Source organism: Pseudomonas sp. PI1, from assembly GCF_000812405.1.
GTDB classification, from domain to species: domain Bacteria; phylum Pseudomonadota; class Gammaproteobacteria; order Pseudomonadales; family Pseudomonadaceae; genus Pseudomonas; species Pseudomonas citronellolis.
Window position 1 is genome coordinate 40,506 of record NZ_JWMC01000033.1, and the last position, 24,642, is coordinate 65,147.

The 24,642-nt window shown below is 68.5% G+C and carries 20 protein-coding genes; 7 read left to right on the forward strand and 13 right to left on the reverse strand.

Annotated elements, in window-relative coordinates; translation table 11 throughout:
• Positions 1 to 142 precede the first annotated feature (142 nt).
• Entirely contained in the window at positions 143 to 1,525 is a 1,383-nt protein-coding gene (locus RN02_RS11745) for a glutamine synthetase family protein (protein WP_043269823.1), read from the reverse strand.
• 230 nt (positions 1,526 to 1,755) lie between these two features.
• Complete coding sequence (locus RN02_RS11750) at positions 1,756 to 3,150, reverse strand: aspartate aminotransferase family protein (RefSeq protein WP_043314708.1); 1,395 nt, start codon at positions 3,148 to 3,150, stop codon at positions 1,756 to 1,758.
• A 250-nt stretch (positions 3,151 to 3,400) separates the two neighbouring features.
• On the opposite strand from RN02_RS11750, the gene RN02_RS11755 reads away from it, so the two are divergent.
• Positions 3,401 to 4,063, forward strand: coding sequence for a GntR family transcriptional regulator (locus RN02_RS11755; RefSeq protein WP_043314671.1), 663 nt, complete (start codon positions 3,401 to 3,403; stop codon positions 4,061 to 4,063).
• 7 nt (positions 4,064 to 4,070) lie between these two features.
• Here the strand turns inward: RN02_RS11755 and RN02_RS11760 are convergent, their stop codons facing one another.
• The 3 genes from RN02_RS11760 to RN02_RS11770 all read right to left on the reverse strand — a co-directional run bounded on the left by RN02_RS11760 (position 4,071) and on the right by RN02_RS11770 (position 6,477).
• Entirely contained in the window at positions 4,071 to 4,283 is a 213-nt protein-coding gene (locus RN02_RS11760; RefSeq protein ID WP_009614860.1) for a YgdI/YgdR family lipoprotein, read from the reverse strand.
• A gap of 104 nt (positions 4,284 to 4,387) precedes the next feature.
• The gene (locus RN02_RS11765; protein ID WP_009614862.1) at positions 4,388 to 4,789 is read right to left on the reverse strand and encodes an SMI1/KNR4 family protein; all 402 of its coding nucleotides are present in this window, start codon (positions 4,787 to 4,789) and stop codon (positions 4,388 to 4,390) included.
• An 818-nt stretch (positions 4,790 to 5,607) separates the two neighbouring features.
• Positions 5,608 to 6,477: a Tim44 domain-containing protein gene (locus RN02_RS11770; RefSeq protein WP_043314672.1), complete on the reverse strand. Its 870-nt coding sequence runs from the start codon at positions 6,475 to 6,477 to the stop codon at positions 5,608 to 5,610.
• Between the two features lie 249 nt (positions 6,478 to 6,726).
• Between RN02_RS11770 and RN02_RS11775 the strand changes: the two genes are divergently transcribed.
• On the forward strand, positions 6,727 to 8,484 hold the full coding sequence (locus tag RN02_RS11775) for a cation:proton antiporter (RefSeq protein ID WP_043314673.1): 1,758 nt from the start codon (positions 6,727 to 6,729) through the stop codon (positions 8,482 to 8,484).
• A 474-nt stretch (positions 8,485 to 8,958) separates the two neighbouring features.
• Here RN02_RS11775 and uvrD read toward each other — a convergent pair whose 3' ends face one another.
• Positions 8,959 to 11,139, reverse strand: coding sequence for a DNA helicase II (gene uvrD, locus RN02_RS11780; RefSeq protein ID WP_043269815.1), 2,181 nt, complete (start codon positions 11,137 to 11,139; stop codon positions 8,959 to 8,961).
• 179 nt (positions 11,140 to 11,318) lie between these two features.
• Between uvrD and RN02_RS11785 the strand changes: the two genes are divergently transcribed.
• Positions 11,319 to 14,171, forward strand: coding sequence for an EAL domain-containing protein (locus tag RN02_RS11785; RefSeq protein WP_043314674.1), 2,853 nt, complete (start codon positions 11,319 to 11,321; stop codon positions 14,169 to 14,171).
• Between the two features lie 5 nt (positions 14,172 to 14,176).
• Here RN02_RS11785 and RN02_RS11790 read toward each other — a convergent pair whose 3' ends face one another.
• From RN02_RS11790 to RN02_RS11820, 7 genes are all read right to left on the reverse strand, one after another.
• Positions 14,177 to 14,689 carry a nitrous oxide reductase accessory protein NosL gene (locus RN02_RS11790; RefSeq protein ID WP_043314677.1) on the reverse strand — a complete coding sequence of 171 codons (513 nt, stop codon included), beginning with the start codon at positions 14,687 to 14,689 and terminating at the stop codon, positions 14,177 to 14,179.
• A gap of 23 nt (positions 14,690 to 14,712) precedes the next feature.
• Positions 14,713 to 15,537, reverse strand: a complete 825-nt coding sequence (locus tag RN02_RS11795) for an ABC transporter permease (RefSeq protein ID WP_009614874.1) — start codon at positions 15,535 to 15,537, stop codon at positions 14,713 to 14,715.
• On the reverse strand, positions 15,534 to 16,448 hold the full coding sequence (locus tag RN02_RS11800; protein ID WP_043314680.1) for an ABC transporter ATP-binding protein: 915 nt from the start codon (positions 16,446 to 16,448) through the stop codon (positions 15,534 to 15,536). The genes RN02_RS11795 and RN02_RS11800 overlap by 4 nt, the downstream gene beginning before the upstream one ends.
• Positions 16,445 to 17,716, reverse strand: a complete 1,272-nt coding sequence (locus RN02_RS11805) for a nitrous oxide reductase family maturation protein NosD (RefSeq protein WP_043314682.1) — start codon at positions 17,714 to 17,716, stop codon at positions 16,445 to 16,447. Before RN02_RS11805 ends, RN02_RS11800 begins: the two co-directional genes overlap by 4 nt.
• Positions 17,717 to 17,791: 75 nt before the next feature.
• Entirely contained in the window at positions 17,792 to 19,705 is a 1,914-nt protein-coding gene (gene nosZ / locus RN02_RS11810) for a TAT-dependent nitrous-oxide reductase (protein ID WP_009614880.1), read from the reverse strand.
• 37 nt (positions 19,706 to 19,742) lie between these two features.
• On the reverse strand, positions 19,743 to 21,842 hold the full coding sequence (gene nosR / locus RN02_RS11815; protein ID WP_043314710.1) for a transcriptional regulator NosR: 2,100 nt from the start codon (positions 21,840 to 21,842) through the stop codon (positions 19,743 to 19,745).
• A 117-nt stretch (positions 21,843 to 21,959) separates the two neighbouring features.
• A complete protein-coding gene (locus tag RN02_RS11820) occupies positions 21,960 to 22,271 on the reverse strand; it encodes a c-type cytochrome (protein ID WP_009614885.1) in 312 nt (103 codons plus the stop codon).
• Positions 22,272 to 22,469: 198 nt separating this feature from the next.
• Between RN02_RS11820 and RN02_RS11825 the strand changes: the two genes are divergently transcribed.
• From RN02_RS11825 to RN02_RS11840, 4 genes are all read left to right on the forward strand, one after another.
• A complete protein-coding gene (locus RN02_RS11825) occupies positions 22,470 to 23,264 on the forward strand; it encodes a CbbQ/NirQ/NorQ/GpvN family protein (RefSeq protein ID WP_009614887.1) in 795 nt (264 codons plus the stop codon).
• Positions 23,248 to 23,841 carry a cytochrome c oxidase subunit 3 gene (locus tag RN02_RS11830; RefSeq protein WP_043314683.1) on the forward strand — a complete coding sequence of 198 codons (594 nt, stop codon included), beginning with the start codon at positions 23,248 to 23,250 and terminating at the stop codon, positions 23,839 to 23,841. The genes RN02_RS11825 and RN02_RS11830 overlap by 17 nt, the downstream gene beginning before the upstream one ends.
• On the forward strand, positions 23,838 to 24,086 hold the full coding sequence (locus RN02_RS11835) for a cytochrome C oxidase subunit IV family protein (RefSeq protein WP_009614890.1): 249 nt from the start codon (positions 23,838 to 23,840) through the stop codon (positions 24,084 to 24,086). Before RN02_RS11830 ends, RN02_RS11835 begins: the two co-directional genes overlap by 4 nt.
• Positions 24,087 to 24,200: 114 nt before the next feature.
• Complete coding sequence (locus tag RN02_RS11840; protein ID WP_043314711.1) at positions 24,201 to 24,641, forward strand: c-type cytochrome; 441 nt, start codon at positions 24,201 to 24,203, stop codon at positions 24,639 to 24,641.
• The last annotated feature ends 1 nt before the right edge of the window (position 24,642 follow it).

Below are 24,642 nucleotides of genomic sequence, written 5' to 3' on the forward strand. Positions count from 1 at the left end.
GCGGCACGCCGCAAGGAAGAGGGCCGCACGGGCGGCCCTCTGTCTCTACTGACCAAGAAAAGACCAGAATCTTCGCTTTGCCAGGGTAATTTTTTCGTAAATCCCGCTGGAGCTTTCGTAGGCGACTGATGGTCGCGGCGGCTCAGGCGTGGTGCAGGTACCAGCGCCAGTCCTGTTCGCCGACCTCGCCCATGAACTGGCGGTATTCCTCCCACTTGATGGCCAGGAATACCTTGAGGAACTCTTCGCCCAGCGCCTCGCGGGCCCAGCTGGAGGCCTCCAGGGCGCGCAGCGCGGTGAGCCAGTCGGTGGGCAGGAACTCGCGGGCCTGCTCGTAGCCGTTGCCCTCGATGGCCGCGCCGGGGTCGAGCTGTTCGCGGATGCCCTTGTGGATGCCGGCGAGGATAGCCGCGGCGGCCAGGTAGGGGTTGGCGTCGGCGCCACAGATGCGGTGCTCGATGTGCCGGCTCTTGGCCGGGCCGCCGGGCACGCGGAAGGACACGGTGCGGTTGTTCACCCCCCAGCTCTTGGCCAGCGGCGCGTAGCTGTTGGCCTGGAAGCGGCGGAAGGAGTTGGCGTTGGGGCAGAAGATGGCCAGGGAGTCGAGCAGCGTGGCCATCATGCCGCCGATGGAGTGCCGCAGCAGCGGCGTGCCTTGCGGGCCTTCAAGGTCGGAAAGCTCGCTGGCGTAGAGGTTGTTGCCCTGTTCGTCGGCCAGGCTGACGTGCAGGTGCATACCGCTGCCGGCACGGTCGCCGAACGGCTTGGCCATGAAGCAGGCCTGCAGCCCGTGCTTGTTCGCCACGCCCTTGACCAGGCGCTTGTAGCGCACGCCTTCGTCGATGGCCTGGAGCACGTCGAAGCGGTGCTCCAGGGTCAGCTCCAACTGGCCGGGGGCGTATTCGGAGATGGCCGTGCGCACCGGCAGGCCCTGGGCCTCGCAGGCGGCGTAGAGGTCGTCGAGGAAGGGCTGCATCTGTTCCAGCTCGTACACGCCGTAGACCTGCGGCGCCTGCGGGCGCACGCCGTTCATCTGCAGCGCCGGCTGCGGGCGGCCCTGGGCGTCGCGCTGCTTGTCCAGCAGGTAGAACTCCAGTTCCACCGCCATCACCGGGTGCAGGCCCTCGGCCTTGAGCCGCTCGACCACGCGCACCAGGGCCTGGCGCGGGTCGGCCGGGGTGGCCGGCAGGCCCTGGGTCGGGTGCATGCTGACCTGCAGCTGGCCGGTGGGCGAGCTGCGCCAGGGTTGCAGGGTCAGGCTGCCGGGCAGCGGGTAGGTCCAGCAGTCGGCGTCGGCCACTTCCCAGACCAGCCCGGTGCCTTCGACATCCTCGCCCTGCACGGTGAGCGCGAGGATCGAGCTGGGCAGCGGCCGGCCGTTGTCGTAGATGGCCAGCAGCTCGTCGCGGTGCAGCAGCTTGCCGCGCGGGATGCCGTTGGCGTCGATGATGAACAGCTCGATGCTGCGTACCTCGGGGTGCGCGGCGAGGAAGGCTTCGGCTTCCTTTCGATCGGCGAATTGCATGGCGGTCCTCGGTTGGCGCGGCGCGCCGGATGTTCTCTTCGTAGGAGCAACTGTCTTGCAGGCTGCACCGTAGGATGGGTATCGCTTCGCTCAACCCATCCTACGACGGCGCTGCTCCTGTTCCTTGTAGGAGCGGATTCATCCGCGATCCGCCGGCAGGCGGCGGAAAGCATCGCGGACGGAGTGCGCTCCTGCGACGGTGTTTCGAGCGGGCCCAGGGGCGCGGTGCATCAAGCCTCGCGCGCGCCAGGAATCGCCAGCAGCTCGGTGATGCCCGCGTCGAGGGTGTCGATCAGGCGGTCGACGTCGGCTTCGCTGGTGTCCGGGCAGCACAGGGTCATGTTGTGGAACGGCGTGATCAGGATGCCGCGGTTGATCAGGTACAGGTGCAGGGCCATCTGCAGTTCGTCGTGGAAGGCCGCTTCGGCCTCGGCGCCGGTGCGCGGCGAGACCGGGCAGAACTGGAACTCGCTGCGCGCGCCCAGTTCGGTCACCGACCACTTCAGGCCGTGCTTGGCGATCAGCCGGCGGAAGCCGTCGGCCAGGCGCCTGGCCAGCGGCAGCATGTGCTCGTAGGCGGCCTGGGTCATCACCTGTTCCAGGTTGGCGCGCATGCAGTGCATGGCCAGGGCGTTGGCCGAGAGGGTGGTGCCCATGCCGCTGTGGCCGTGGCCATGGCTGTCTTCCTGGGCCTTCTGCCGCGAGGCGAGCATCTTCTCGGCCATTTCCGCGCTGCAGCCGAAGATGCCGCAGGGCACGCCGCCGGCGATCGGCTTGCCGACCACGAAGAAGTCCGGGTCGAGGTTCCACAGTTTCGTGCAGCCGCCGATGCCGGTGGAGATGGTGTGGGTTTCGTCGATGATCAGCAGCGCGCCGTACTTGCGCGTCAGCTCGCGGCACTTCTGCAGGAAGCCCGGGTCGGGCAGGACCATGCCGATGTTGGTCATCGCCGGCTCGCACAGCAGGGCGCAGACGTCGCCCCTGGCCAGCGCGGCTTCCAGCGCTGCCACGTCGTTGAAGGGGATGGAGCGGCTGTACTGGGTCAGGTCGTAGGCCTGGCCGACCAGGCCGGAGCGCGGCACGGTCTCGCCGTCGCGGTAGCGCACCATGACGTCGTCGACGGTGCCGTGGTAGCAGCCGTCGAACACCAGCAGGGTGTTGCGCCCGGTGATAGCGCGGGCCCAGCGCAGCACGTAGCGGTTGGAGTCGGTGGCGGTGGCGGTGACCTGCCAGAACGGCAGGCCGAAGCGCGCGGCCAGCAGTTCGCCGCAGACCACGGCGTCTTCGCCCGGGAGCATGGTGGTCAGGCCGTTGTTGGCCTGCTCGGCGATGGCGCGGGCCACCGGGTCCGGCGAGTGGCCGAACATGGTGCCGGTGTCGCCCAGGCAGAAGTCGACGTACTCGTGGCCGTCCACGTCGTAGAAGCGGGCGCCCTTGGCGCGCTCGACGAACAGCGGGCAGGGGGTGGACCAGTCGGCCATCCAGTGCATGGGCACGCCGGCGTACAGCGAGTTGCGCGCGCGCTCGGCCAGGGCCACGGATTTCGGGTTCTGCTCCAGGAAGCGTTGGCGTTCGCGGGCAGTGAATTCGTCCACGGCCTGTTGGGCGATTCCGCTGGCGGTCATCTTGCACACCTCGTTCGTTTTTTCGCACATCTTCCATTTGTGATCACAAAAAAGTCAATACATGCTGCGGGACGCCTGTTAATCTTTCTTCTCAATAGAATTTGTGATCACAAAACAGAATGGCTCATGGGAGCGCACTGGCAAGGCCAGTTGGCGCGCCTGATCGGAACAAGGGAAAAGAAAATGACGCACAACTGCAGCCTGACCTTCGCCCAACTGCCGGCGCCGCCGGCCCGCGCGGAGTGACGCCATGGCCGAGAACCTCCAGCAGCAGCTGTACCAGAACCTGCGCCAGGCCCTGCTCAGCGGGCGCTTCCAGCCCGGCGAGCGGTTGAAGATCCGCGATCTGGCCGACGAATGGGGCACCAGCCCGATGCCGGTGCGCGCCGCGCTGCAGCGGCTGGTAGCCGAGGGCGCCCTGGAGGGCGAGCCGCAGCGCTCGCTGCGGGTGCCGCTGATGACCCGCGAGCGCTTCCTGCAGATCCTGCAGATTCGCCAGTCACTGGAGGGGCTTGCGGTGGAGGACGGGGTGCCGCGCCTGCAAGGGGCGGACATCGAGGTCCTGCAGGCCTGTACCGAAGCCATGGAGGAGGCCGTGCGGCGGCGCGACGTGCAGGCCTACCTGGAGCACAACAGCCGCTTCCACCTGACGCTCTACCGCGCCTGCGGCAACCCTACGCTATTGCGCATGATCGAGGCGCTGTGGCTGCAGGTCGGGCCCTTTTTCAACCGGCTGTTCACCGGCGCCGACCTGTCGCTGCGCCTGAACGACTTCCACGGCCAGGCCCTGGAGGCCATCCGGCGGGGCGATGCCCGCGGCGCGCGGGCGGCCATCGAGCAGGACCTGGCCTACTTCGGCCAATACCTGCTGAATCTGCTGGCGCTGGAGTCGGGGGCGAGCGTGACGCGCTGAGGGCGCGTCACTCGGTCTTGATGTAGCGGACGTTTTCCTTGCGGATGAGGATCGTCTGCCCGTCGAGTTGCTCGAACTCGTAGTAGTCGTGGTACTTGTCGAAATCGGCATGGTCCTTTACCAGGACCTCGCTGCCGTCGTTCAGCATCACCACGGCCTTGTCGGCACAGCCGGCCAGGCCGAACAGCAGCGCGCTGAGGAGTAGGAATTTCAGCTTCATAGAGTCTCCAAGGGACATCGTGGACCGGCCTTGGCAGAAGGTTTGGGTACACGCTCGGTAGCCACTGTGACAACCGCTCCGCTTGGAAATTCAGTGCTCCGGGCTCAGGTGTCCAACCATACGTCGCGTGCCCAGGTCCACACCGAGTCCCAGGTTTCCTCGGTCAGTTCGCCGTCCGCCCAGAGCACCACCTCGCCGTCCTGGGCCACCGCATAGTAGTCGTCGCCATCGGCGCAGAGCGGTATCAGCTCGCGCGGCAGGCCCATCGCCCAGGCCACCGCGGCCACCTCCGGCAGATAGGTGTGGGAGTGCGGATCGGTCACCGTGACCGGCTCCAGGCGACCGTAGACCACGTCGCTGACCTTCAGGAGGAACTCGCGGAATTCCGACGGAAGGCCGATCAGCAGCTCTTCCTCGATCTCCACCAGCAGTTCCTCGTCCGGCAGCTCCAGGGGGACAGGGACGGGCTCGTTGAGTTCACGCAATTGGTCGATGACGTCTTCCACGGCAGGGGCCTCTCGATTGACTGGGGCGCTTTATACAGTAGTAGCCGGGCCTGGGCGCAAGTTCACGTTGGGGGTGTTTGGCGGACGAGTGGAAGGGATTGGGGTGGGGGGCTGTCCTGAGCGGTGTCGAAGTCAGGCACCATCCTTCCAACCCGTCATTCCCGCGAACGCGGAACCCAGTGGTTTGGGGGCTTGGTGTAGCGCGCCGCTCCGAGTCTGCGGAGACTTTTTGTTTCGCCCCCTCGGGCGAGTCACTTTTGTCAGTCGCCACAAAAGTAACCAAAAAGGCTTGCCCCGACATACGGGCCCGACACAGTCGGGCTACCCTCACGAACTCCCCCGCCACGGAGGCCCGCCCCGAGGGTACGTCCCTGTAGCCCATCGGGGCTCTCGCGACATCCATGTCGCATGACCTCCTGAGCGGGGGCTTCGTTCGGCCTTCTGAAGGGGCGTTTCGGTGCGCTTGGATGTTTCTCTGGAAGTCCAAGAGCAAACGCGCTTTTGCTTTTCGTAGGAGCGAGCTTGCTCGCGAACCCCGCAGTCACTGGGTTCCCGCGTTCGCGGGAATGATGGGGAGAGTGAGGAGTTTCAGGATGACTCCAAACTCCCTACCCACTCCGAACAGCCCCCTCTCCTTCAGGGAGAGGGTTGGGGAGAGGGCGCTCTTGGCAGCGCCTACGTCACCGGTAACCACTGTTCGCGAGCAAGCTCGCTCCTACAGGGCCCGTGCATACCGCCCGGATACGAAAACGCCGTTTCCCGGTAGAGGGAAACGGCGTTCTTTCTTGCTTAAGCGAACAGCCCTACGGCAGAAGCCATCAGCCGTTCTGGCGGATGCCTGCCAGCAGCCAGGGCTGGTCCTGGCCCTGGGCGCGTTCTATGCGCCAGCTTTCGCTGAAGGTTTCGCCCTGGTCGAAGCGCGAGGTCTTGGAGAGGCCGCTGAAGGTCAGGGTGGCGATGGTCTTGTCGGCCTGGTCGTCGACGCCTTCCAGTTGCACCTGCAGGTTGTCGATGTAGGTGGACTGGTAGCCGTCGCCCAGTTCGGCGCGTTCCTGCTTCAGCCACTGCAGCATCTGCGGGGTGACGAACTCGGCGATCTTGTCCATCTCGTTGGCGTCCCAGTGCTGTTGCAGGGACAGGAAGTGCTCGCGGGCGGCGCCGACGAAGCGCTGCTCGTCGAACCAGCTCGGCGCGTTGATCGCCGGAGCGGCCGCGGCCGGGCGGGCGCTGGCGCCGAATGGCGACGGCTGGGCGGCCGGCACTTCGCGCTGCTGCGGCGCATGGCCGGCCATCGCCGGCTGGCCCTGGGCCTGCTGGCGGCGACGGGAGGCGATGAAGCGGAAGGCGATGAAGGCGATCAGGGCGATGATCAGGATGTCGAGGAACTGCATGCCCTGGAAGCCGTCGCCCATGAACATGGAGGCCAGCAGGCCGCCGGCGGCGATGCCGGCCAGCGGGCCGAGCCAGCGCGATGCACCGCCAGCGGCGGCGGCACCTGCGGCCGCACCGGCTGCGGGAGCGGCGGCGTTGGGGGTGTTCGGGGCGGTGTTCGGTTGCACCTGGCGGGTCTGGTGGCTCGGCGCCGAGCCCATGCTCTTGCCGCCGCCGAAACGTTTGGCGGCATTGACGTCGAGGCTGAGCGTCACGGCGACACAGAAGGCCATGGCAAGGCTGAGAAAGCGCTTCATTGGGGTCATTCTCTTGGTTGGAATACGACGCGCGTCATGTTGCCGAGCATGGCCGCCAGGAACCAGCCGGATTTTGTTTCCGGCTATTGCCCCTGCGCCGCGCCAGGTCTTGGGCCAGAAGGGCTGCGAAGGTCTGTAACCGGGTTTTTCAGCGGCCTCGAAGACGCTGGCCGTTTGATAGGCTGGCGCCCTAGCGGGGCCGCTGGCCGCGCGATCCCCCCACTGCCACATCGCGCGAGGACCGCCGCCATGCACGCCATCGACTTCATCCAGGACCTGGCGGTGATCATGCTGATCGCCGGTTTCGTCACCATCCTCTGCCACCGCTTCAAGCAGCCGGTGGTGCTCGGCTACATCATCGCCGGGGTGATCATCGGCCCGCACACGCCGCCCTTCGGCCTGGTGCACGACGAGCAGACCATCAAGACCCTCGCCGAGCTGGGGGTGATCTTCCTGATGTTCTGCCTGGGCCTGGAGTTTTCCCTGCGCAAGCTGTTCCAGGTCGGCGCCACGGCGTTCATCGCCGCCTTCCTGGAGATCACCCTGATGATCTGGGCCGGCTTCGAGATCGGCCGGCTGTTCGACTGGAACACCATGGATTCGCTGTTCCTCGGCGCCATCCTGGCGATGTCCTCGACCACCATCATCATCAAGGTGCTGGGCGACCTGAAGCTGAAGAACGAGCGCTTCGCCCAGCTGATCTTCGGCGTGCTGATCATCGAGGACATCCTCGGCATCGGCATCATCGCGCTGTTCTCGGGCATCGCCGTGAGCGGTGCGGTGGAGGCCGACCAGGTGGTTTCCACGGTGGGCAAGCTGAGCCTGTTCATGGTCGTCGCGCTGGTCGTCGGCATCCTGCTGGTGCCGCGCCTGCTGGCCTACGTGGCGAAGTTCGAGAGCAACGAGATGCTGCTGGTGACGGTGCTCGGCCTGTGCTTCGGCTTCTGCCTGCTGGTGATCAAGCTGGAATACAGCGTGGTGCTGGGCGCCTTCCTGATCGGCGCGATCATGGCCGAGTCGCGCCAGTTGGTGCAGATCGAACGGCTGATGGAGCCGGTGCGCGACATGTTCAGCGCCATCTTCTTCGTCGCCATCGGCCTGACCATCGACCCGCGGGTGCTGGTGGACTACGCCGCGCCGATCCTGGTCATCACCCTGGTGGTGGTGCTGGGCAAGCTGGTGTCCTGCGGCACCGGCGCCTACATCGCCGGCAACGACGGGCGCACCTCGATGCGCGTGGGCATGGGCCTGTCGCAGATCGGCGAGTTCTCCTTCATCATCGCCGCCCTGGGCATGAGCCTGGGGGTGACCAGCGACTTCCTCTACCCGGTGGTGGTCGGCGTGTCGGCCATCACCACCCTGCTGACGCCCTACCTGATCCGCTCCGCCGACCCCCTGGCGCTGTACCTGGGGCGCACCCTGCCTTCGCCCATGGTGCGGGTGTTCGGCCTGTACGGCGAGTGGCTGCGCAGCATCCGTCCGCGCGGCGACAAGGCGGTGCTGGCCGGGATGATCCGGCGCATCCTGCTGCAGGTGGGGGTGAACCTGGTGCTGGTGATCGCCATCTTCTTCGGCCTGGCGTTCTTCGCCGGGCGGATCGCCGAGTGGCTGGCCAACTGGGTCGAGCACGAGGCGCTGCACAAGGCGCTGATCTGGGGCGCCGCGCTGCTGCTGTCGCTGCCTTTCCTGATCGCCGCCTACCGCAAGCTCAAGGCGCTGGCCATGCTGCTGGCGGAAATGGGCGTCAAGGCCGAGAGCGCCGGGCGCCATACCGCGCGGGTGCGCCGGGTGATCGCCGAGATGATCCCGCTGCTGTCCCTGGGCGGCATGATGCTGCTGCTGGCGGCGCTCAGCTCGAGCATCCTGCCGCCGGGGGAGCTGCTGGTGGTGGTGGGCCTGGTGGCCGCGCTGGCGCTGGCGGTGGGCTGGCGCTGGTTCATCCGCCTGCATTCGCGGATGCAGATCGCCCTGCTGGAAACCCTGGAGCAGGGCAAGGGCGGGCATTGAGCGTGCCGGGGCGATGCGGTCGGACTATACGCCCCACGAAACCGCGCCGAGGGGCTTTTCGTAGAATGGGTTGAGCTTGCGAAATCCATGCGGTCGCGGTGGTGATGGGTATCGCTTCGCTCAACCCATCCTACGGGACTTGCCGGATGGTGTAGGAGCGGACTCTGTCCGCGATAGCCGGATGTTCCGGCGCGATTCGCGGATGAGATCCGCTACGCTGCGCCACCCGCGCCACTCCCCTGTAGGAGCGCGCCCTGCGCGCGATTCGCGGGCAGGGCCCGCTCCTACAGGTATGGGGATAGCGTAGGAGCGGACCTTGTCCGCGATAGCCGGATGTCTCGGCGCGATTCGCGGATGAGATCCGCTCCTACGCTGCGCCACCCGCGCCACTCCCCTGTAGGAGCGCGCCCTGCGCGCGAAATCGCGGACGGAGTCCGCTCCTACAGGTGATGCCTGGCGTTGGGGGAGGGGGCTCTACACCGCCTCCAGCTTGGCGTAGCCGAGCATCAGCCACTTGCTGCCTTCGCTGTCGAAGTTCACCTGCACTCGGGCCTGGGCGCCGGAGCCTTCGAAGTTGAGGATCACGCCGTCGCCGAACAGCGGGTGACGTACCGACTGGCCGAGGGCGAAGGGGGTTTCCGGCACGCCGGCGCCGCTGAACAGGCTGCCGCTGCGCTGGTTGCCGGACAGCGGCCGGCTCACCGAGTTGGACAGGCGCACTTCCTGGATCAGGCCCGGCGGGATTTCGCGGACGAAGCGCGAGACCTTGTTGTAGGTCTCGCTGCCGTACAGGCGGCGCGTCTCGGCGTAGGTCAGCACCAGGCGCTGCATGGCGCGGGTGATGCCGACGTAGGCCAGGCGGCGTTCCTCTTCCAGGCGGCCGGGTTCCTCCAGGCTCATCTTGTGCGGGAACAGGCCTTCTTCCATGCCGGCCAGGAACACCAGGGGGAACTCCAGGCCCTTGGCGCTGTGCAGGGTCATCAGCTGCACGCTGTCCTCGAAGGCGTCGGCCTGGGTGTCGCCGGCCTCCAGCGCGGTGTGGTCGAGGAAGGCCACCAGCGGCGGGATGTCCTCGTCCTCGGGGTTCTCGAAGGCGCGGGCGGCGCTGACCAGTTCCTCCAGGTTCTCCACCCGGGCCTGGCCCTTCTCGCCCTTTTCTTCCTTGTGGTAGCTGATCAGCCCGGACTGCTCGATGACCGTCTGGGTCATCTGGTGCAGCGGCATGCCCTCGACCTGCTGGGCCAGCAGGTCGACGGTCTCGAGGAAGCCGTTGAGCGCGCTGGCGGCGCGGCCGGTCACGGCTTTGGCGGCGATCACGTCGTTGATCGCGCGCCACATGGAGGTGCCGTTCAGCCGCGCGGCGTTGCGGATGGCTTCGACGGTCTTCTCGCCGATGCCGCGCGGCGGGATGTTGACCACCCGTTCCAGCGCGGCGTCGTCGTCGCGCAGGCGGATCAGCCGCAGGTAGGCCAGGGCGTTCTTGATCTCGGCGCGCTCGAAGAAGCGCTGGCCGCCGTAGATGCGGTAGGGGATCTTCTCCCGCAGCAGCGCCTCTTCCAGCACCCGCGACTGCGCGTTGGAGCGGTAGAGGATGGCGATTTCGCTGCGCTTGAGGCCGTCCTTACGCAGGGCGTCCTCGATGGTCTCGACGATGTAGCGGGCCTCGTCGTGCTCGTTGAAGCCGGCGTAGAGGGTGATGGGCTCGCCATCCACCCCGTCGGTCCAGAGTTCCTTGCCCAGGCGCCCGTGGTTGTTGGCGATCAGGGCGTTGGCGGCCTTGAGGATGGTGGCGGTGGAGCGGTAGTTCTGCTCCAGGCGGATGTCCTCGGTGCCGGCGAAGTCGTCGGCGAACTGCTGGATGTTCTCGATCTTCGCCCCGCGCCAGCCGTAGATCGACTGGTCGTCGTCGCCCACCACCATCAGGCTCTCGCCGCCCTTGGCCAGCAGGCGCAGCCAGGCGTACTGCACGGCGTTGGTGTCCTGGAACTCGTCCACCAGGATGTGCCGGAAGCGCCGCTGGTAGTGCGCCAGCAGGCCGGGGTCGTTGCGCCACAGGTCCAGCGAGCGCAGCAGCAGCTCGGCGAAGTCGACCACCCCGGCGCGGGCGCAGGCCTCTTCGTAGGCCTGGTAGACGCTGACCATGGTGGCCAGGTAGAGGTCGCCGCTGGCCTGGATGTTCTGCGGGCGGTTGCCCTCGTCCTTCTGCGCGTTGATGAACCACTGCGCCTGGCGCGGCGGCCAGCGCTGCTCGTCCAGGCCCAGTTCGCGCACCACGCGCTTGACCAGGCGCAGCTGGTCGTCGCTGTCGAGGATCTGGAAGCCCTCGGGCAGCCCGGCCTCGCGCCAGTGGGCGCGCAGCAGGCGGTGGGCCAGGCCGTGGAAGGTGCCGACCCACATGCCCGCCGGGTTGATCCCCAGCAACTGCTCGATGCGCGCGCGCATCTCCGCCGCCGCCTTGTTGGTGAAGGTCACCGCCAGGATGCTGTGGGGCGAGGCGTGCTCCACCTGGATCAGCCAGGCGATGCGGTGCACCAGCACGCGGGTCTTGCCCGAGCCGGCGCCGGCGAGCACGCGCTGGTGGCCCAGCGGCGCGGCCACGGCCTGGCGCTGCGGGTCGTTGAGGGAGTTGAGCAGGAGGGAGAGGTCGTCGTTCATGGGGCGGCATTCTACCGACGGCGGGGAAAGCCCGGCAAACCAAAGCGCCGTCCGGCACCTGCCCGACGAAAGTTCAGCGATTTGCTGGCATATTGCCGCTTTCCCGAGCTTGGGCGACCCTGCCGCCTCGGTTATGCTCGGGCCACGCCAAGGCCGACCCCTACAAGAAAAAGCCGCCTATGACCGCATACCTGGATACCTCGGCCGCGCCTTTCAGCCAGGCCGAGATCCGCCAGCAATACGCCCACGAACTGGCCATCGAGCGCACCCGCCTGCTCTACCAGGGCTCGCGGGTGCCGACCCTGCTCATGCTGCTCAACGGCCTGGCCTGCGCCGGCCTGCTCTGGCACAGCCAGGACGGCCTGCTGCTGTCCGGCTGGCTGGTGTGGCTGGTGCTGCTGGCGGTGATGCGGCTGATCCAGGTCGCCGCCTTCCACAACGCCGAGCCGCAGCGCCAGGCCGAAGCGCACTGGCAGCGGGCGTTCCTCTTCGGCGCCGGCGCCTCGGGGCTGACCCTGGCCTTCGCCGCCATCGCCCTGGTGCCGCCGGATGCCTTCCTGCAACAGGCCCTGGTGTTCGGCCTGATCGCCGCGGCCATTCTTTCCGCCAGCGTCGCCTACGCGGTGAGCCTGCCGGCCTTCCTGACCTTCGCCTTGCCCTGCCTGCTGCCGTCCATCGGCTACCTGCTGCTCAAGGGCAGCGACCTGCAGCAGGGCTGGGGGCTGCTCGGCTCGATCCTGCTGTCGGCCCTGCTGGTGGTGGCCTGGCAGGTCAACCGGCTGGTCCAGGGCAGCCTGCTGCGGCGCTTCCAGACCCTTGCGCTGGTAGACCACCTGGAGCAGGCCAAGGGCCGCGCGGAAGCCCTCAACCAGGACCTGGCCCGCGAGGTCGAGCAGCGCCGCAGCGCCGAACGCGCCCTGCGCGAGGCGCGCGACCAGCTGCAGGTGCGGGTCGAGGCCGGCAGCGTCGAGCTGAGCAACAGCCAGGCGCGCCTGGCCATGGCCCTGGAGGCCAGCGAGCTGGGGCTGTGGGACTGGAACCTGCGCACCGACGAGGTGCACCACTCGCGCCTGCGGGAAATCTTCGGCCTCGACCAGGACGCGGTGCGCAGCATGCGCGCCGACCTGCGCCCGCTGTTGCACCCGGACGACGTGCCGCTGCTGCGCCGGGCCCTGGCCGACCACCTGCGCGGGCGCACCGACGGCTACCGCGTCGAATACCGCGTGCGCCACGCCGACGGCCACTGGGTGTGGGTGGAGGACCGCGGCCGGGTGATGGCCCGCGATGCCCGCGGCAAGGTCACGCGGATGGTCGGCACCCGCTGCGACGTCAGCGCGCGCAAGCGCCGCGAGGAAGAGCAGCGCCTGGCCGCCACGGTGTTCGAGGCGGCCAGCGAGGGCATCGTCATCCTCGACGCCGACTACCGCCTGCTGGCGGTCAACCAGGCCTTCAGCCGCGTCACCGGGCACCGCCCGGAAGAGGTGATCGGCCAGGTCGCCGCGAGCCTTTCCGGCAACCCCGAGACGCGCCGCCAGTACCTGCTGATCCGCGAGGAGCTGGAGCGCGCCGGCAGCTGGCAGGGCGAGCTGCTGGAGACGCGCAAGAACGGCGAGCCCTATCCGCAATGGCTGCAGCTGAACATGGTGCGCGACAACCGCGGCCAGCTGTCCCACGTGGTGGGCTTCTTCGCCGACCTCACCGCGCGCCGCGACGCCGAGGAGCGCCTGCGCTACCTGTCGCACTACGACGAGCTCACCGGCCTGGCCAACCGCGGCCTGTTCAAGCAGCGCCTGCACGATGCCGGCCAGCGCGCGCGGCACAGCGGGCGCAGCCTGGCCCTGCTGCTGATCGACCTGGACCGCTTCAAGCTGCTCAACGACAGCCTCGGCCACGAGGTCGGCGACCAGTTGCTGCGGCAGATCGCCCGGCGTCTGACCCAGGCGGTGCCGGAGGCGGACACCATCGCCCGGCTGTCGGCCGACGAGTTCGCCGTGCTGGTGGATTCCTATTCCAGTCTCTCGGCCCTGGCGCGCCTGTCCAGCCGCCTGCTGACGCGCCTGCGCATGCCGATGAGCGTCGCCGGCGAGGAGCTGATGCTCAGCGCCTCCCTGGGCATCAGCCTGCTGCCGGAGAACGCGCGGGAGATTTCCGCGCTGATGAGCCAGGCGAACATGGCCATGCAGCATGCCAAGCACCTGGGCGGCAACACCTTCCAGTTCTTCACCGACAACCTCCAGGCCTGCACCCTGGAGCGCCTGCAACTGGAAGTGCAGCTGCGCAAGGCTGTCGAGGACGGCCAACTGGAAGTGCACTACCAGCCCAAGCTGAACCTGGCCAATGGCCGCCTGGACAGCGCCGAGGCCCTGGTGCGCTGGCGCCATCCGCTGCAGGGCATGATCCCGCCCGGCGACTTCATCCCCCTGGCCGAGGAAACCGGGCTGATCGGCGCCATCGGCGAGTTCGTGCTGCGCCGCGCCTGCCACCAGGGGCGCACCTGGCAGGCCCGCGGCCTGGCCGAGCTGCGGGTGTCGGTGAACCTCTCGGTGCACCAGCTGCGCCAGGGCAACCTGGTCAGCCTGGTGCGCACCGTGCTCGACGAAACCGGCCTGGAGCCGCGGCTGCTGGAGCTGGAGATCACCGAGAGCCAGCTGCTGGAGAACGTCGAGAGCGTCAGCACCACCTTCCGCCAGCTGCGCGAGATGGGCGTGAAGCTGGCCATCGATGACTTCGGCACCGGCTATTCCTCGCTCAGCTACCTCAAGCGCTTCCCGGTGGACTACGTGAAGATCGACCAGACCTTCATCCGCGACCTGTCCGCCCAGGGCGAGGACGCCGCCATCACCCGCGCCATCATCGCCATGGTCCACAGCCTGGAGCTGAAGGTGGTGGCCGAGGGCGTGGAGCGCCAGGAGCAGCTGGACTTCCTGCGCCAGCACCGCTGCGACGAGATCCAGGGCTACCTGATCAGTCCGCCGCTGGCGCCGGCGGCCTTCACCGCCTTCCTGGAGGCCCACGGCCAGCGGCCGGGCTAGGCCGCTCAGCGGTGCGCGTGGTCGCCGCTCACGCCCTGCAGCACGGCCTGGTCGATCTCGCTGAAGCGCAGCACGCGGCCGCCTTCGGCCTTGGCCAGGCGCTCGGCGTCGGCCTGGTTGCCGAAGGAGGCGAGGGTGGCGCCCATCGCCCCGGGGCGCTGGATGCCCACCACGTAGTAGGCGCTGGTGGCGTCGATCAGGTGGCGGTCGTCCGGGTGGTTCCAGTCGCTGCGGGCCATGTCGTGCACGTACAGGCGCTGGCCGTCGTGGCGGTTCTCCGGCTGCAGCCACCAGCCGAGCAGCTCGGCGGTGGAGCAGAACTTGCGCACCTTGCCGGCGCTCACGGCCTCGCCCTTGGGCCCGGGGAAGCCGTCGATGAGCATGCCGCAGACGTGGCATTCGTCGCCATTGTGGAAGGGCACCGGGGCGAGGTTGGCGGCGTCCTGGCGGCCGTCGCCGCAACCGGCGAGCAGCAGGCTGAACAGGGCGGCGGCGAGGTAGAGGCGGGGCAGCGGCATCGGGGGCTCCTTGGAGTGGGTTTTCAGGCCGGGCGGCGCCGGAACAGGCGGTAGGCCAGGGCCAGCGCCGCCGGCGTCCAGGCCGCCAGGGCCAGCCAGAGCACGGCGCCGGGCACCGGCAGGTCGCGGCCCAGGACCAGCACGCCGTCGATCTCCGGGCCGAGGCCGGAGAGGTTGATCAGGCGGTAGATGTCGGTGGGGTTGAGCAACAGCAGCCAGGGCAGCAGTTCGGGGCTGATGCGGCCCTTGCCGAGCACCAGCAGGGCCAGCAGGGCCAGGTCGAAGAGCAGCACGAAGAAGAACCACAGGCCCAGCGCCAGGCCGGCGGCGGTGGACTTCTCGCTCACGCGGCTGCTCAGCGCGTAGGCCATGGCCAGGAAGGCCCAGCCGAGCAGGGTGGAGGACAGGATGAAGCGGGCGAAGGCCCACAGCAGCTGCGACAGCTGGATGTCCGCCACCAGCACGGCGATGGACAGCGCGGCGGCGGCGAAGCCGAGCAGGGTGGCCAGGGCGAGGATCAGCCCGTGGCCGAGGAACTTGCCCAGCAGCAGCTGGCCGCGGCTCAGCGGGTAGGCCAGCAGGAGCAGCAGGGTGCCGCCTTCCTCCTCGCCGACGATGGCGTCGTAGGCCAGCAGCAGGGCGATCAGCGGCATGAGGATGGTGGCCAGGCTTGCGAGGCTGGCCATGGTCGCCGGGATCGAGGTGAAGCCCACCTGCCCGGCGGTGGCCGCGCCGAACCAGGCGATGCCCACGGCGAGCAGGGCGAACAGCAGGCTGATCGCCAGCAGCCAGCGGTTGCGCAGGCCGTCGGCCAGTTCCTTGCGGGCGATGTGCCAGACCGGCGTCATGCTGTTTCTCCGCAGGCGCGCGCGGCGCCCTGCATGTGGTGCAGGTAGAGGTCCTCCAGCGAGGGCGGCAGCACCTCCAGGCCCTCGGGCTGTTCTTCCAGCAGCGCCTGCAGCAGGCGGCGCTGCCGTTCTGCGGCAGCCAGCAGCTCGATGCGCCCGCCGTCCAGGGCGCGCACGCTGTAGCCGCTGTCGCGCCAGTGGGCCAGCCAGCGTTCGTTGCGCGGGCCGGCGATGCGGATGCGCGTCGGCAGGCCGGCTTCGCGGCGCAGCTCGGCCAGGCTGCCGCAGGTCAGCAGGCGGCCGTTGGCGAGGATGGCGGCGCGGTCGATGTGGGATTCGACGCCGGGCAGCACGTGGGAGCAGAGGATGACCCCGGTGCCCTGGTTGCGCAGGCGGTCGAGCAGGCGGTAGAGCTCGACGGTGGCCAGCGGGTCGAGGCCCACGCTGGGCTCGTCGAGCAGCAGCAGGCGCGGCCGGCCGAGGATCGCCTGGGCCAGGCCGAGGCGCTGGCGCATGCCCTTGGAGTAGGTCTTCAGGCGCCGGTCGGCGGCCTGGGCCAGGCCCACCTGTTCCAGCAGCGCGTCCACTTCGGCGGGCGCTGCGCCCTTCAGGCGGGCGAAGTGGCGCAGGGTTTCGCGGCCGGTCAGCTGCGGGTAGAAGGTGACGTTCTCCGGGAGGAAGCCGAGCTGGCGGCGCACCGCGGGGTCTTCGGCAGCGCGCCCGAACACCCGCACCTGGCCTTCGTCGGGGCGCAGCAGGCCGAGCATCAGCTTGATGCTGGTGGTCTTGCCGGCGCCGTTGTGGCCGAGCAGGCCGAGCACCTCGCCGGCGGCCAGGTCCAGGTCGAGCCCGTGCAGGGCGGTGAAGGCCCCGTAGCGCAGGCTCGCGCCTTCTATTTGCAGCAGCTTCATGGGCTCGCCTCCGCTTGCGGTTCGCGCATCAGCGGGTGGCTGTCGCGCACCCCCGGCGAGCGCGTCACCGGGAAGGCGCGCTGCACCCAGCGCAGCAGTTCGATGGATGGGCTGGCGAGCAGCAGGCGCACCTGCGGGTACAGCCACAGCAGGCGGTCGACGTTGTCGTTGGGCTCGTAGAAGACGTCGCCCAGGCCGTCGTCGTCGCGGTCCCAGCCCAGGTAGTCGCTCCAGTAGTTGCCGCGGCCGTCGGCCGACCATTCCTGGGTGCGGTTGGCCACGTAGAGCACCTGCCGGCGGTTGCCGACGAAGGCGTTGCCGGCGATGCGGTTGTCCTCCGAGCCCGCGGTCAGGTGGATGCCCAGGGCGCTGCCGGCCAGGCGGTTGCCCTCGATGCGGTTGTACAGCGAGTTGTAGATGAACAGGGCCTTGCCCTCGGCGCCGGCGATCATGCCTTCGCCGGTCACGCCGCTGCCGCTGCGCACGCCCTCGACGCGGTTGCCGGCGAGGGTCGAGTAGGTGATGTAGTTCATCAGGATGCCGTAGTTCTCGTCGTCCACCGAGCGGTTGCCGATCACGCTGAGCTTGCGGCTCTGCATCAGCGCGTAGCCGGTGCGGGTATGGCGGGTCAGGTTGCCGATCACCCGGCTGTCGTTGGTGAACATGTAGTGCACGCCGTAGCGCAGGTCTTCCAGGCGGTTGTGCTCGATGGCGCTGCCGTTGGCGGTGTCGATGTAGATGCCGTCGCGGGTGTGGCGCACCCGGTTGCCGCGCACCAGGGCGTTGCGCACCGCGTAGAGGTGGATGCCGTTGCCGCGGTCCTGGGAGCGCAGCCGCGCATCGCCCTCGATGCGGTTGTCCAGCACCTGGGCGTCTTCGCTGGCGTCGAGCCAGATGCCGAAGCCCGGGCCCTGCAGCCGGTTGTTGCGCAGGACCACGCCGCGGGCGCGCTTCTCGACGAAGATCGCCGAGTCCATGTCGGTCAGGTTGCGGCCCCAGTTGCGCACCCGGCAGCCTTCGACGCTGACGTCGGCGCTGCGCACGGTGAGGGTGCTGCCTTCGCCCTGGCCGTCGAAAGTGGCGCCGTCTTCACAGCGCAGGCGCATTGGCCGGTCGATGAGGAAGCGGCCGGCGTAGGTGCCGGCCGCCAGCGTCCACAGCCCGTCGCCGGCCGCGCGCAGGGGCAGCTCGTCGATCGGCTGCAGCGCGGCCAGCGCGGGGCTGGCCAGCGTCAGCAGCAGGGCGAGGCAGGCGCGGGAAGTGGGCACGCGGAAGCATCCTCCGGGGGCGTTTGCAGGTGGCGGCTGCCGGGCCCCCGAGCCCGGCAGCGCCAGCGGCCCGTATCAGGCCTTTTCCACCAGCATGCGGCCGACCATTTCCATGTGCAGGGCATGGCAGAACCAGCTGCAGTAGTACCAGTGCACCCCGGGCCTGTCGGCGACGAAGGTGATGGACGAGGTCTGCTGCGGGCTGATCTCCATGCTCACGCCGTGGTTGACCATGACGAAGCCGTGGGTCACGTCCTCGATCTCGTCGAGGTTGGTGATGGTCACCGTGACCTCGTCGCCCTGCTTCACGGTGAACTCGGTGATCCCGTAGGTAGGCGCCATGGAAGTCATGTACACGCGCACCTGCTTGCCGTCGCGGATGACCTTGTTGTCCTTGAGCAGGTCGATGCCGTCCTTCTTCGCCCGGGCCACGGTCGGGGCGAAGAAGGGGTCGTCGCGCGACCAGATCTTGCGCGGCTTGATCTGGTCGCGGCGGGCGAGGATGCAGTCGTGCGGCTCGGCGAAGGTGGGGCCGTCGTGGACCAGTTGCATCTCGTCGCCGGAGATGTCGATCAGCTGGTCGTTCTCCGGGTGCAGCGGGCCGGTGAGCAGGAAGCGGTCCTTGGAGAACTTGCTCAGCACCACCACCCACTTGCCGTCGGCCTCGCGGGTCTCGCAGAGCGAGGCGTGGTTGTGCCCTGGCTGGTAGTGCACGTCGAGCTTCTGGCGGATGTAGTCGACCTTCTCGCCCTTGTAGGCGCGCACCGCGTCCTCCAGGTTCCACTTCACCAGCTGGCTGTCGATGAACAGCGTGGTGTAGGCGTTGCCGCGGCCGTCGAAGGTGGTGTGCAGCGGGCCCAGGCCCAGCTCCGGCTCGGCGACTACGACCTCGCGCGGGTCCTTGAGCTTGCCGGCGAAGAGGTCCGGCAGTTTGTCGATGGCGATCATGCTGCAGGTCGGCGACAGCTTGCCGTTGGCGATGAAGTACTTGCCGTCCGGCGAGGTGTTCAGGCCGTGGGGGTTCTTCGGCACCGGGATGTAGCGCGTTACCACGCTGTCCTTGCCGTCTTTCCTGCGGCCGTCGACCACCGGGACCTTGGAGTCGCCCAGGGTGACGAAGCGCTTGGCCTTGATCTCGGCCTCGATGCGCGGGATGTCGAACACCACCACCCAGTCGCGCTCGTTGCGCATCATGCCGGCCAGGTCCACCGCCTTCTCCGAGTTGTAGCAGGTGGAGGCGGCGAAGCGGCCGGTGTAGTCCATGTCGGTGTTGTCGAGGTTGCCGTCGACTATCACCTGCCAGGCCACCTCCATGGTCTCGGCGTCGATGGCGTTGTACATGGTGAAGGCGTTGTCCGCGCCGGGGTCGAAGCTGGAGCCGTCGTTGGGGTGGGGAATGATGAACTCGGCGTTGCAGAACACGTACTTGGTGTGCGGCACCTTCTGCAGGCGCAGGCCGTGGATGGCCTGGACGTTGGGGATGGTGACGATCCTGTCGCACTTCATGATGTCCAGGCGGATGCGCGCGACGCGGCTGTTGGCCTTGTCGTTGATGAACAGGTACTTGCCGTCGTACTTGCCGTCGGTCATGGAGATGTGCGGGTGGTGGCAGTCGCCGTTGTGGAAGCGCGCGCTGTCGCCGAGGATGTGCTTGCTCTCGTTGGTCAGGCCCCAGCCGGTGGCCGAGTCGACGTTGAACACCGGGATGCGCATCAGCTCGCGCATCGACGGGACGCCGATCACCCGCACCTCGCCGGAGTGGCCGCCGCTCCAGAAGCCGTAGTACTCGTCCAGCTCGCCGGGGCCGACGTGGGCCTTGGCCTGCGCCGCCTTGACCGTATCGGCCCAGGCCTCGCGCGGGATCACCGCGCCGCCCAGGGCGCTGGCGCCGACCAGCGCCGCGGCGCCGGTGACCGCCGAGGCGCCGAGGAAGTCGCGGCGGCTGAAGCCGCTGGCGTCTTCGGGCTGCGGGTGTTTCTTCTCGTTCATGTCCGTTCCTCCCAAGTTGCTATTCAGAATTGGCGCTTCAGAGTTGGCGCACGGCAATCCGCTCGCCGTCGTCCGCCGGTTCCGGCTTGCTACGTTTCTTGCGCTTGTTCACCAGCGGTGGGCACTTGTTCTGGTCGTGGTAGGTGAGCTGGCAGTCGAGGCAGTAGTGGCACTCATTGGCGTTGATCCGGCCGTCCGGGTGAATGGCCTGGATCTCGCACTCGCGGGCGCACAGTTGGCAGGGCTGGCCGCATTCCTTGCGCCGCTTGAGCCAGTCGAACAGGCGCGCCTTGCCGGGGATGGCCAGGGCCGCGCCGAGCGGGCAGAGGTAGCGGCAATAGACCTTGCGGGTGAACAGGTTGACCAGCAGCAGGCCGCCGGCGTAGGCGACGAAGCCCCACTGGCGGGCGAAGCCCAGGGTGATGGCGGTCTTGAACGGCTCCACCTCGGCGGCGCGCTCGGCGGTGGCGAGCGATTCGAGGGAGAGGCCGAACAGCGCCAGCAGGATGATGTACTTGATCGCCCAGAGCCGCTCGTGGACCGCGAAGGGCAACTCGAACTGCGGCACCCGCAGCTTGCGCGCGGCCTCGTTGAGCAGCTCCTGCAGGGCGCCGAACGGGCACAGCCAGCCGCAGAACACGCCGCGTCCCCAGAGCAGCACGCTGGCGGCGGTGAAGGTCCAGAGGATGAACAGGATGGGGTCGCTGAGGAACAGTTCCCAGCGGAAGCCTTCGAACAGCGCGTGGACGAAGGTCAGCACGTTGACCACCGACAGCTGGCCCAGGCAGTACCAGCCGATGAACACCAGGGTGAAGGCCAGGTAGCCGCGGCGCACCCAGTGCAGCAGGTGCGGCCGGCGGGTCAGGGCGTCCTGCAGGAAGAGGATGGTGGCGAGCAGCGCCAGGGCGCCGAGCAGCACGCCGATCTGGAAGCTCTTCTGGTACCAGATGCGCAGCCACAGGGGGCGCTTGGCCTCTTCCAGGGCCGCCAGTTCCTCGGCGCTGGGCTGCGGCCGCAGCAGGTAGGCCTCGGGCGTCTGGTAGGGCAGGGCGAAGCTGGTGAACAGGCTGGCCACCGGGCCGGTCTGGCGGCGCACCAGCAGCTCCAGGTTCCACGGCGTGCCGGGGTCGAAGCGGTGCTGGGCGCGGACGATGAAGACGGCCATCTCGGCGAAGGCCGGCATACCCTCGGCATAGACGTCGGACAGGCGCTGGTAGTCGAGGTCGCGGAAGCTGAGGATGTCGCCGAACTGGCGCAACTGCACCCGGTCGAAGATGCCGCCGCGCACGTAGCCCGAGCCCTTGAACGAATACTGGCCGTTGCCCAGCACGGCGATGGCGTATTCGCCGGGCTTCAGCGAGTCCATCAGCTCCTGATACTGGCGCTCGCCCAGCAGGTTGCGGCCGACGGTTGGCGGGTTGAGCAGGGCGGTATAGAGGTCGATGAAGTCGTCCGCCCGGTGCGCCGCATCGGCCGCGCCGACGCTGGCGGCCTCGGTGCCCTTGAAGGCGTCGTCGATCTGCCCGCGGTTCAGCTGCAGGCGGCGGATCGCGCCGTTGCCGGTCAGCTCGGCCCAGGTCGCCGGCTGGAAGGCGTCCAGGCGCACCTGCGCGGGCTTGGGCCGCACGCTGCCGCCGTCCTCGATCAGCCCCAGGGACACCGCCACGGTATGGGCGGCGCGCATGACGATCTCGTTGACCACCATGACTGTGACAGTGGCGCCGGCGACGGCATCGATGGTGGTCGTCCGGGCGTCGCTGGAGCGCCCCACCACCACGCGCTGGTCGGCCCGCACGCCGGCATAGCCGGCGGTGAAGGCGTGCAGTTTCTCGACGGGAATGCCGATCAGCAGGATCGGCTCATGGTGTTCCAGCACATAGGCGTCGCGGATCACCGCATGGGGATCGAGGATCACCTGCAGGTTGATCGGCTTGCCGGAATAGGCCGGCATCTGGGTGACGCGGATGCTCTGGAAGGCGTAGCCGAGCAGCTCGTCACCCTTGAACAGACGGCGCACGCCGAATTCGCCCTCGGCATCGCCGATGCGCTCGACGCCGGGGAACACCTGGGTGATGCGCGTGCGCTCCAGGTCGCTGAGTTCGGCGCCTTGGGCGGCCAGGCCGACCAGTAGCAACAGCCAGCCCAGCAGCAGATGGAGGCACCGGACGGCGCCTTTGCGGCCGGCGTCGGGCTCCGTACTACAGTGGGCATCCTGGTCGGCGGCCATCGGGTTTCCTCCCCTGCGCAACAACTACTACTTGAGCGTGACTATCCACTCGGCAAGGGTCTTGGCCTCATCCTCGCTGACGGCGTTGGGCGGCATCGGCATCGCGCCCCAGACGCCCTGGCTGCCCTTGCGGATGCTGTGCATCACGTGGGCCACGCCGTCGGACTGGTCGCCGTACTTCTTCGCCACGTCATGGAAGGCCGGGCCCACCAGTTTCTTGTCCAGCGTGTGGCAGGCCACGCAGGCCTTGGCCTTGAACAGGTCCTCGGCGCTGCTGGCGAAGGCTGGCGCCTGTGCCAGCAACCCGGCGGCCAGCAGTACGGCCATTGCTTTGTTCATGGTTCTCTTTCCTCGCAGGCTTGGCGCCGCAGCGCCGGATCCAGGTGCCGGCGTCCCCCCGGCGGTGGCTGCGATTCTAGGAGGGGCCCGTGGCGCAAACGCTTGATGGGGATCAAGAACTTCCGGCGCGGCGCTTGAGGCGGATCGTCGCGCTGGCTAGCGTGCCAAGCCGTGGAACCCGATGGAGAACCCCCGCTCATGAACGCACCCGCCCAGGAACTTCCGCTCTTCTATCAGCCCAGCGGCAACGAGGTGACGCTGTTCGGCGAAGCCGCGGCGCAAGGCATGCCGGTGCTGATCAAGGGCCCCACCGGCTGCGGCAAGACGCGCTTCGTCCAGCACATGGCGCAGCGTCTGGGCCGGCCGCTGTACACCGTGGCCTGCCACGACGACCTGTCGGCGGCGGACCTGGTCGGCCGCCACCTGATCGGCAGCGACGGCACCTGGTGGCAGGACGGCCCGCTGACCCGCGCGGTGCGCGAGGGCGGCATCTGCTACCTCGACGAGGTGGTCGAGGCGCGCCAGGACACGGTGGTGGTGCTGCACCCGCTGGCGGACGACCGCCGCGAGCTGTTCATCGAGCGCACCGGCGAATCGCTGGTGGCGCCGCCCGGCTTCATGCTGGTGGTGTCCTACAACCCCGGCTACCAGAACCTGCTCAAGGGCATGAAGCCGAGCACCCGCCAGCGCTTCGTGGCGCTGCGCTTCGACTACCCGGCGGCGGAGGTGGAGGCGGGCATCATCGCCCGCGAGGCCAACGTCGACCGCGAGCTGGCCCAGCGCCTGGCGCAACTGGGCGTGGCCTTGCGCCGCCTGGGGCGGCAGGAGCTGGAGGAAGTCTGCTCGACGCGCCTGCTGGTGCTCACCGCGCGGCTGATCCACGCCGGGCTGGCGCCGCGCGAAGCCTGCCGCGCCGGGCTGGCCGAGCCGCTGTCCGACGACGAGGGCACCGTCGCCGCGCTGATGGACCTGGTCGATGTCCACTTCGCCTGAGGCCCTGGCCGGCACCCGGCGCCTGCCGGGCGACCTGGCGATGTGGCTGTTCATCCTCGCCGAGCTGAGCGTCTTCGCCATCCTCATCCTGGTCTTCGCCGTGGCCCAGCGCCTGGATGCCGAGGGCTTCCGCGCCGGCCGCGCGGCGCTGGACCTGTCCCTGGGCCTGGCCCTGACGCTGAGCCTGCTGACCGCCGGCTTCCTCGCCGCCGCCGCGGTGGAACTGGTGCGCCGCGGCTACCAGCGCCGCGCCGGCTTCCTGCTGCTGGCGGCGCTGGCGCTCGGGCTGCTGCACGTCTGGCTGAAGGCCGGCGAATACCTGCACCTGGCGCAGCGCGGGCTGGACCTGGAGCACAGCACCTTCTTCACGTTGTTCTGGCTGGTCACCGGCTTCCACTTCCTGCACGTCTGGCTGGGCCTGGTGATCCTCGGCTGGATGGCCCTGCGCTGCCTGCGCGGCGCCTATGCCCAGGGCGCCCTCGGCGGGCTGGAGTCCGGGGCGCTGTACTGGCACATGGTCGACCTGGTGTGGGTGATGCTGTTCCCGCTGGTCTACGTGCTGGCGCCGCTGCCATGAGGTCGCTGGCCCTGGCCTGGGCGTTGCTGGTGCCGCTGGCGCTGGCCGGCATCTGGCTCGGCAACCACGCCGCCAGCGCGCTGCTGCCGGTGGCGAGCATCCTGCTGCTGGCGCTGGGCAAGGCCTGGCTCATCGTGCTGCGCTTCATGGAGCTGGGCCACGGTCCGGCGCTGTGGCGCCGGCTGCTGCTCGGCTGGCCACTGGCGCTCGCCGTGCTCCTCCTGGCCGTCCACGCAAGCTACTGATTTCCCTGAAAATAAATACCTGACAGGAAGCATTGGTCTTTCTTGATCGCCATCAAGCGGATCGGCCCGGGGGGCTTCCTAGAATGGCCGCAAATCGAGACCGAGGAGGACCCCATGTCAGACACCTTCACCAAGGGCATGGCGAGGAACATATACCTGGGGGGAGGCGTTTTCTTCTTCCTGGTGTTTCTCGCCCTGACCTATCACACCGAAACCACCTTCCCCAAACGCACCAACCAGGCCGAGCTGACCGAGTCGGTGGTGCGCGGCAAGCTGGTGTGGGAGCAGAACAACTGCGTCGGCTGCCATTCGCTGCTCGGCGAGGGCGCCTACTTCGCGCCGGAGCTGGGCAACGTGATCGGCCGCCGCGGCGGTGACGCCGCCTTCGACAGCTTCCTCGCCGCCTGGATGAAGATGCAGCCGCTGGGCATCCCCGGACGCCGGCAGATGCCGCAGTTCCACCTCAGCGACCAGGAGGTGGCGGACCTGGCGGCCTTCCTGCGCTGGACCTCGAAGATCGATACCAACAAATGGCCGCCGAACAAGGAGGGTTGAG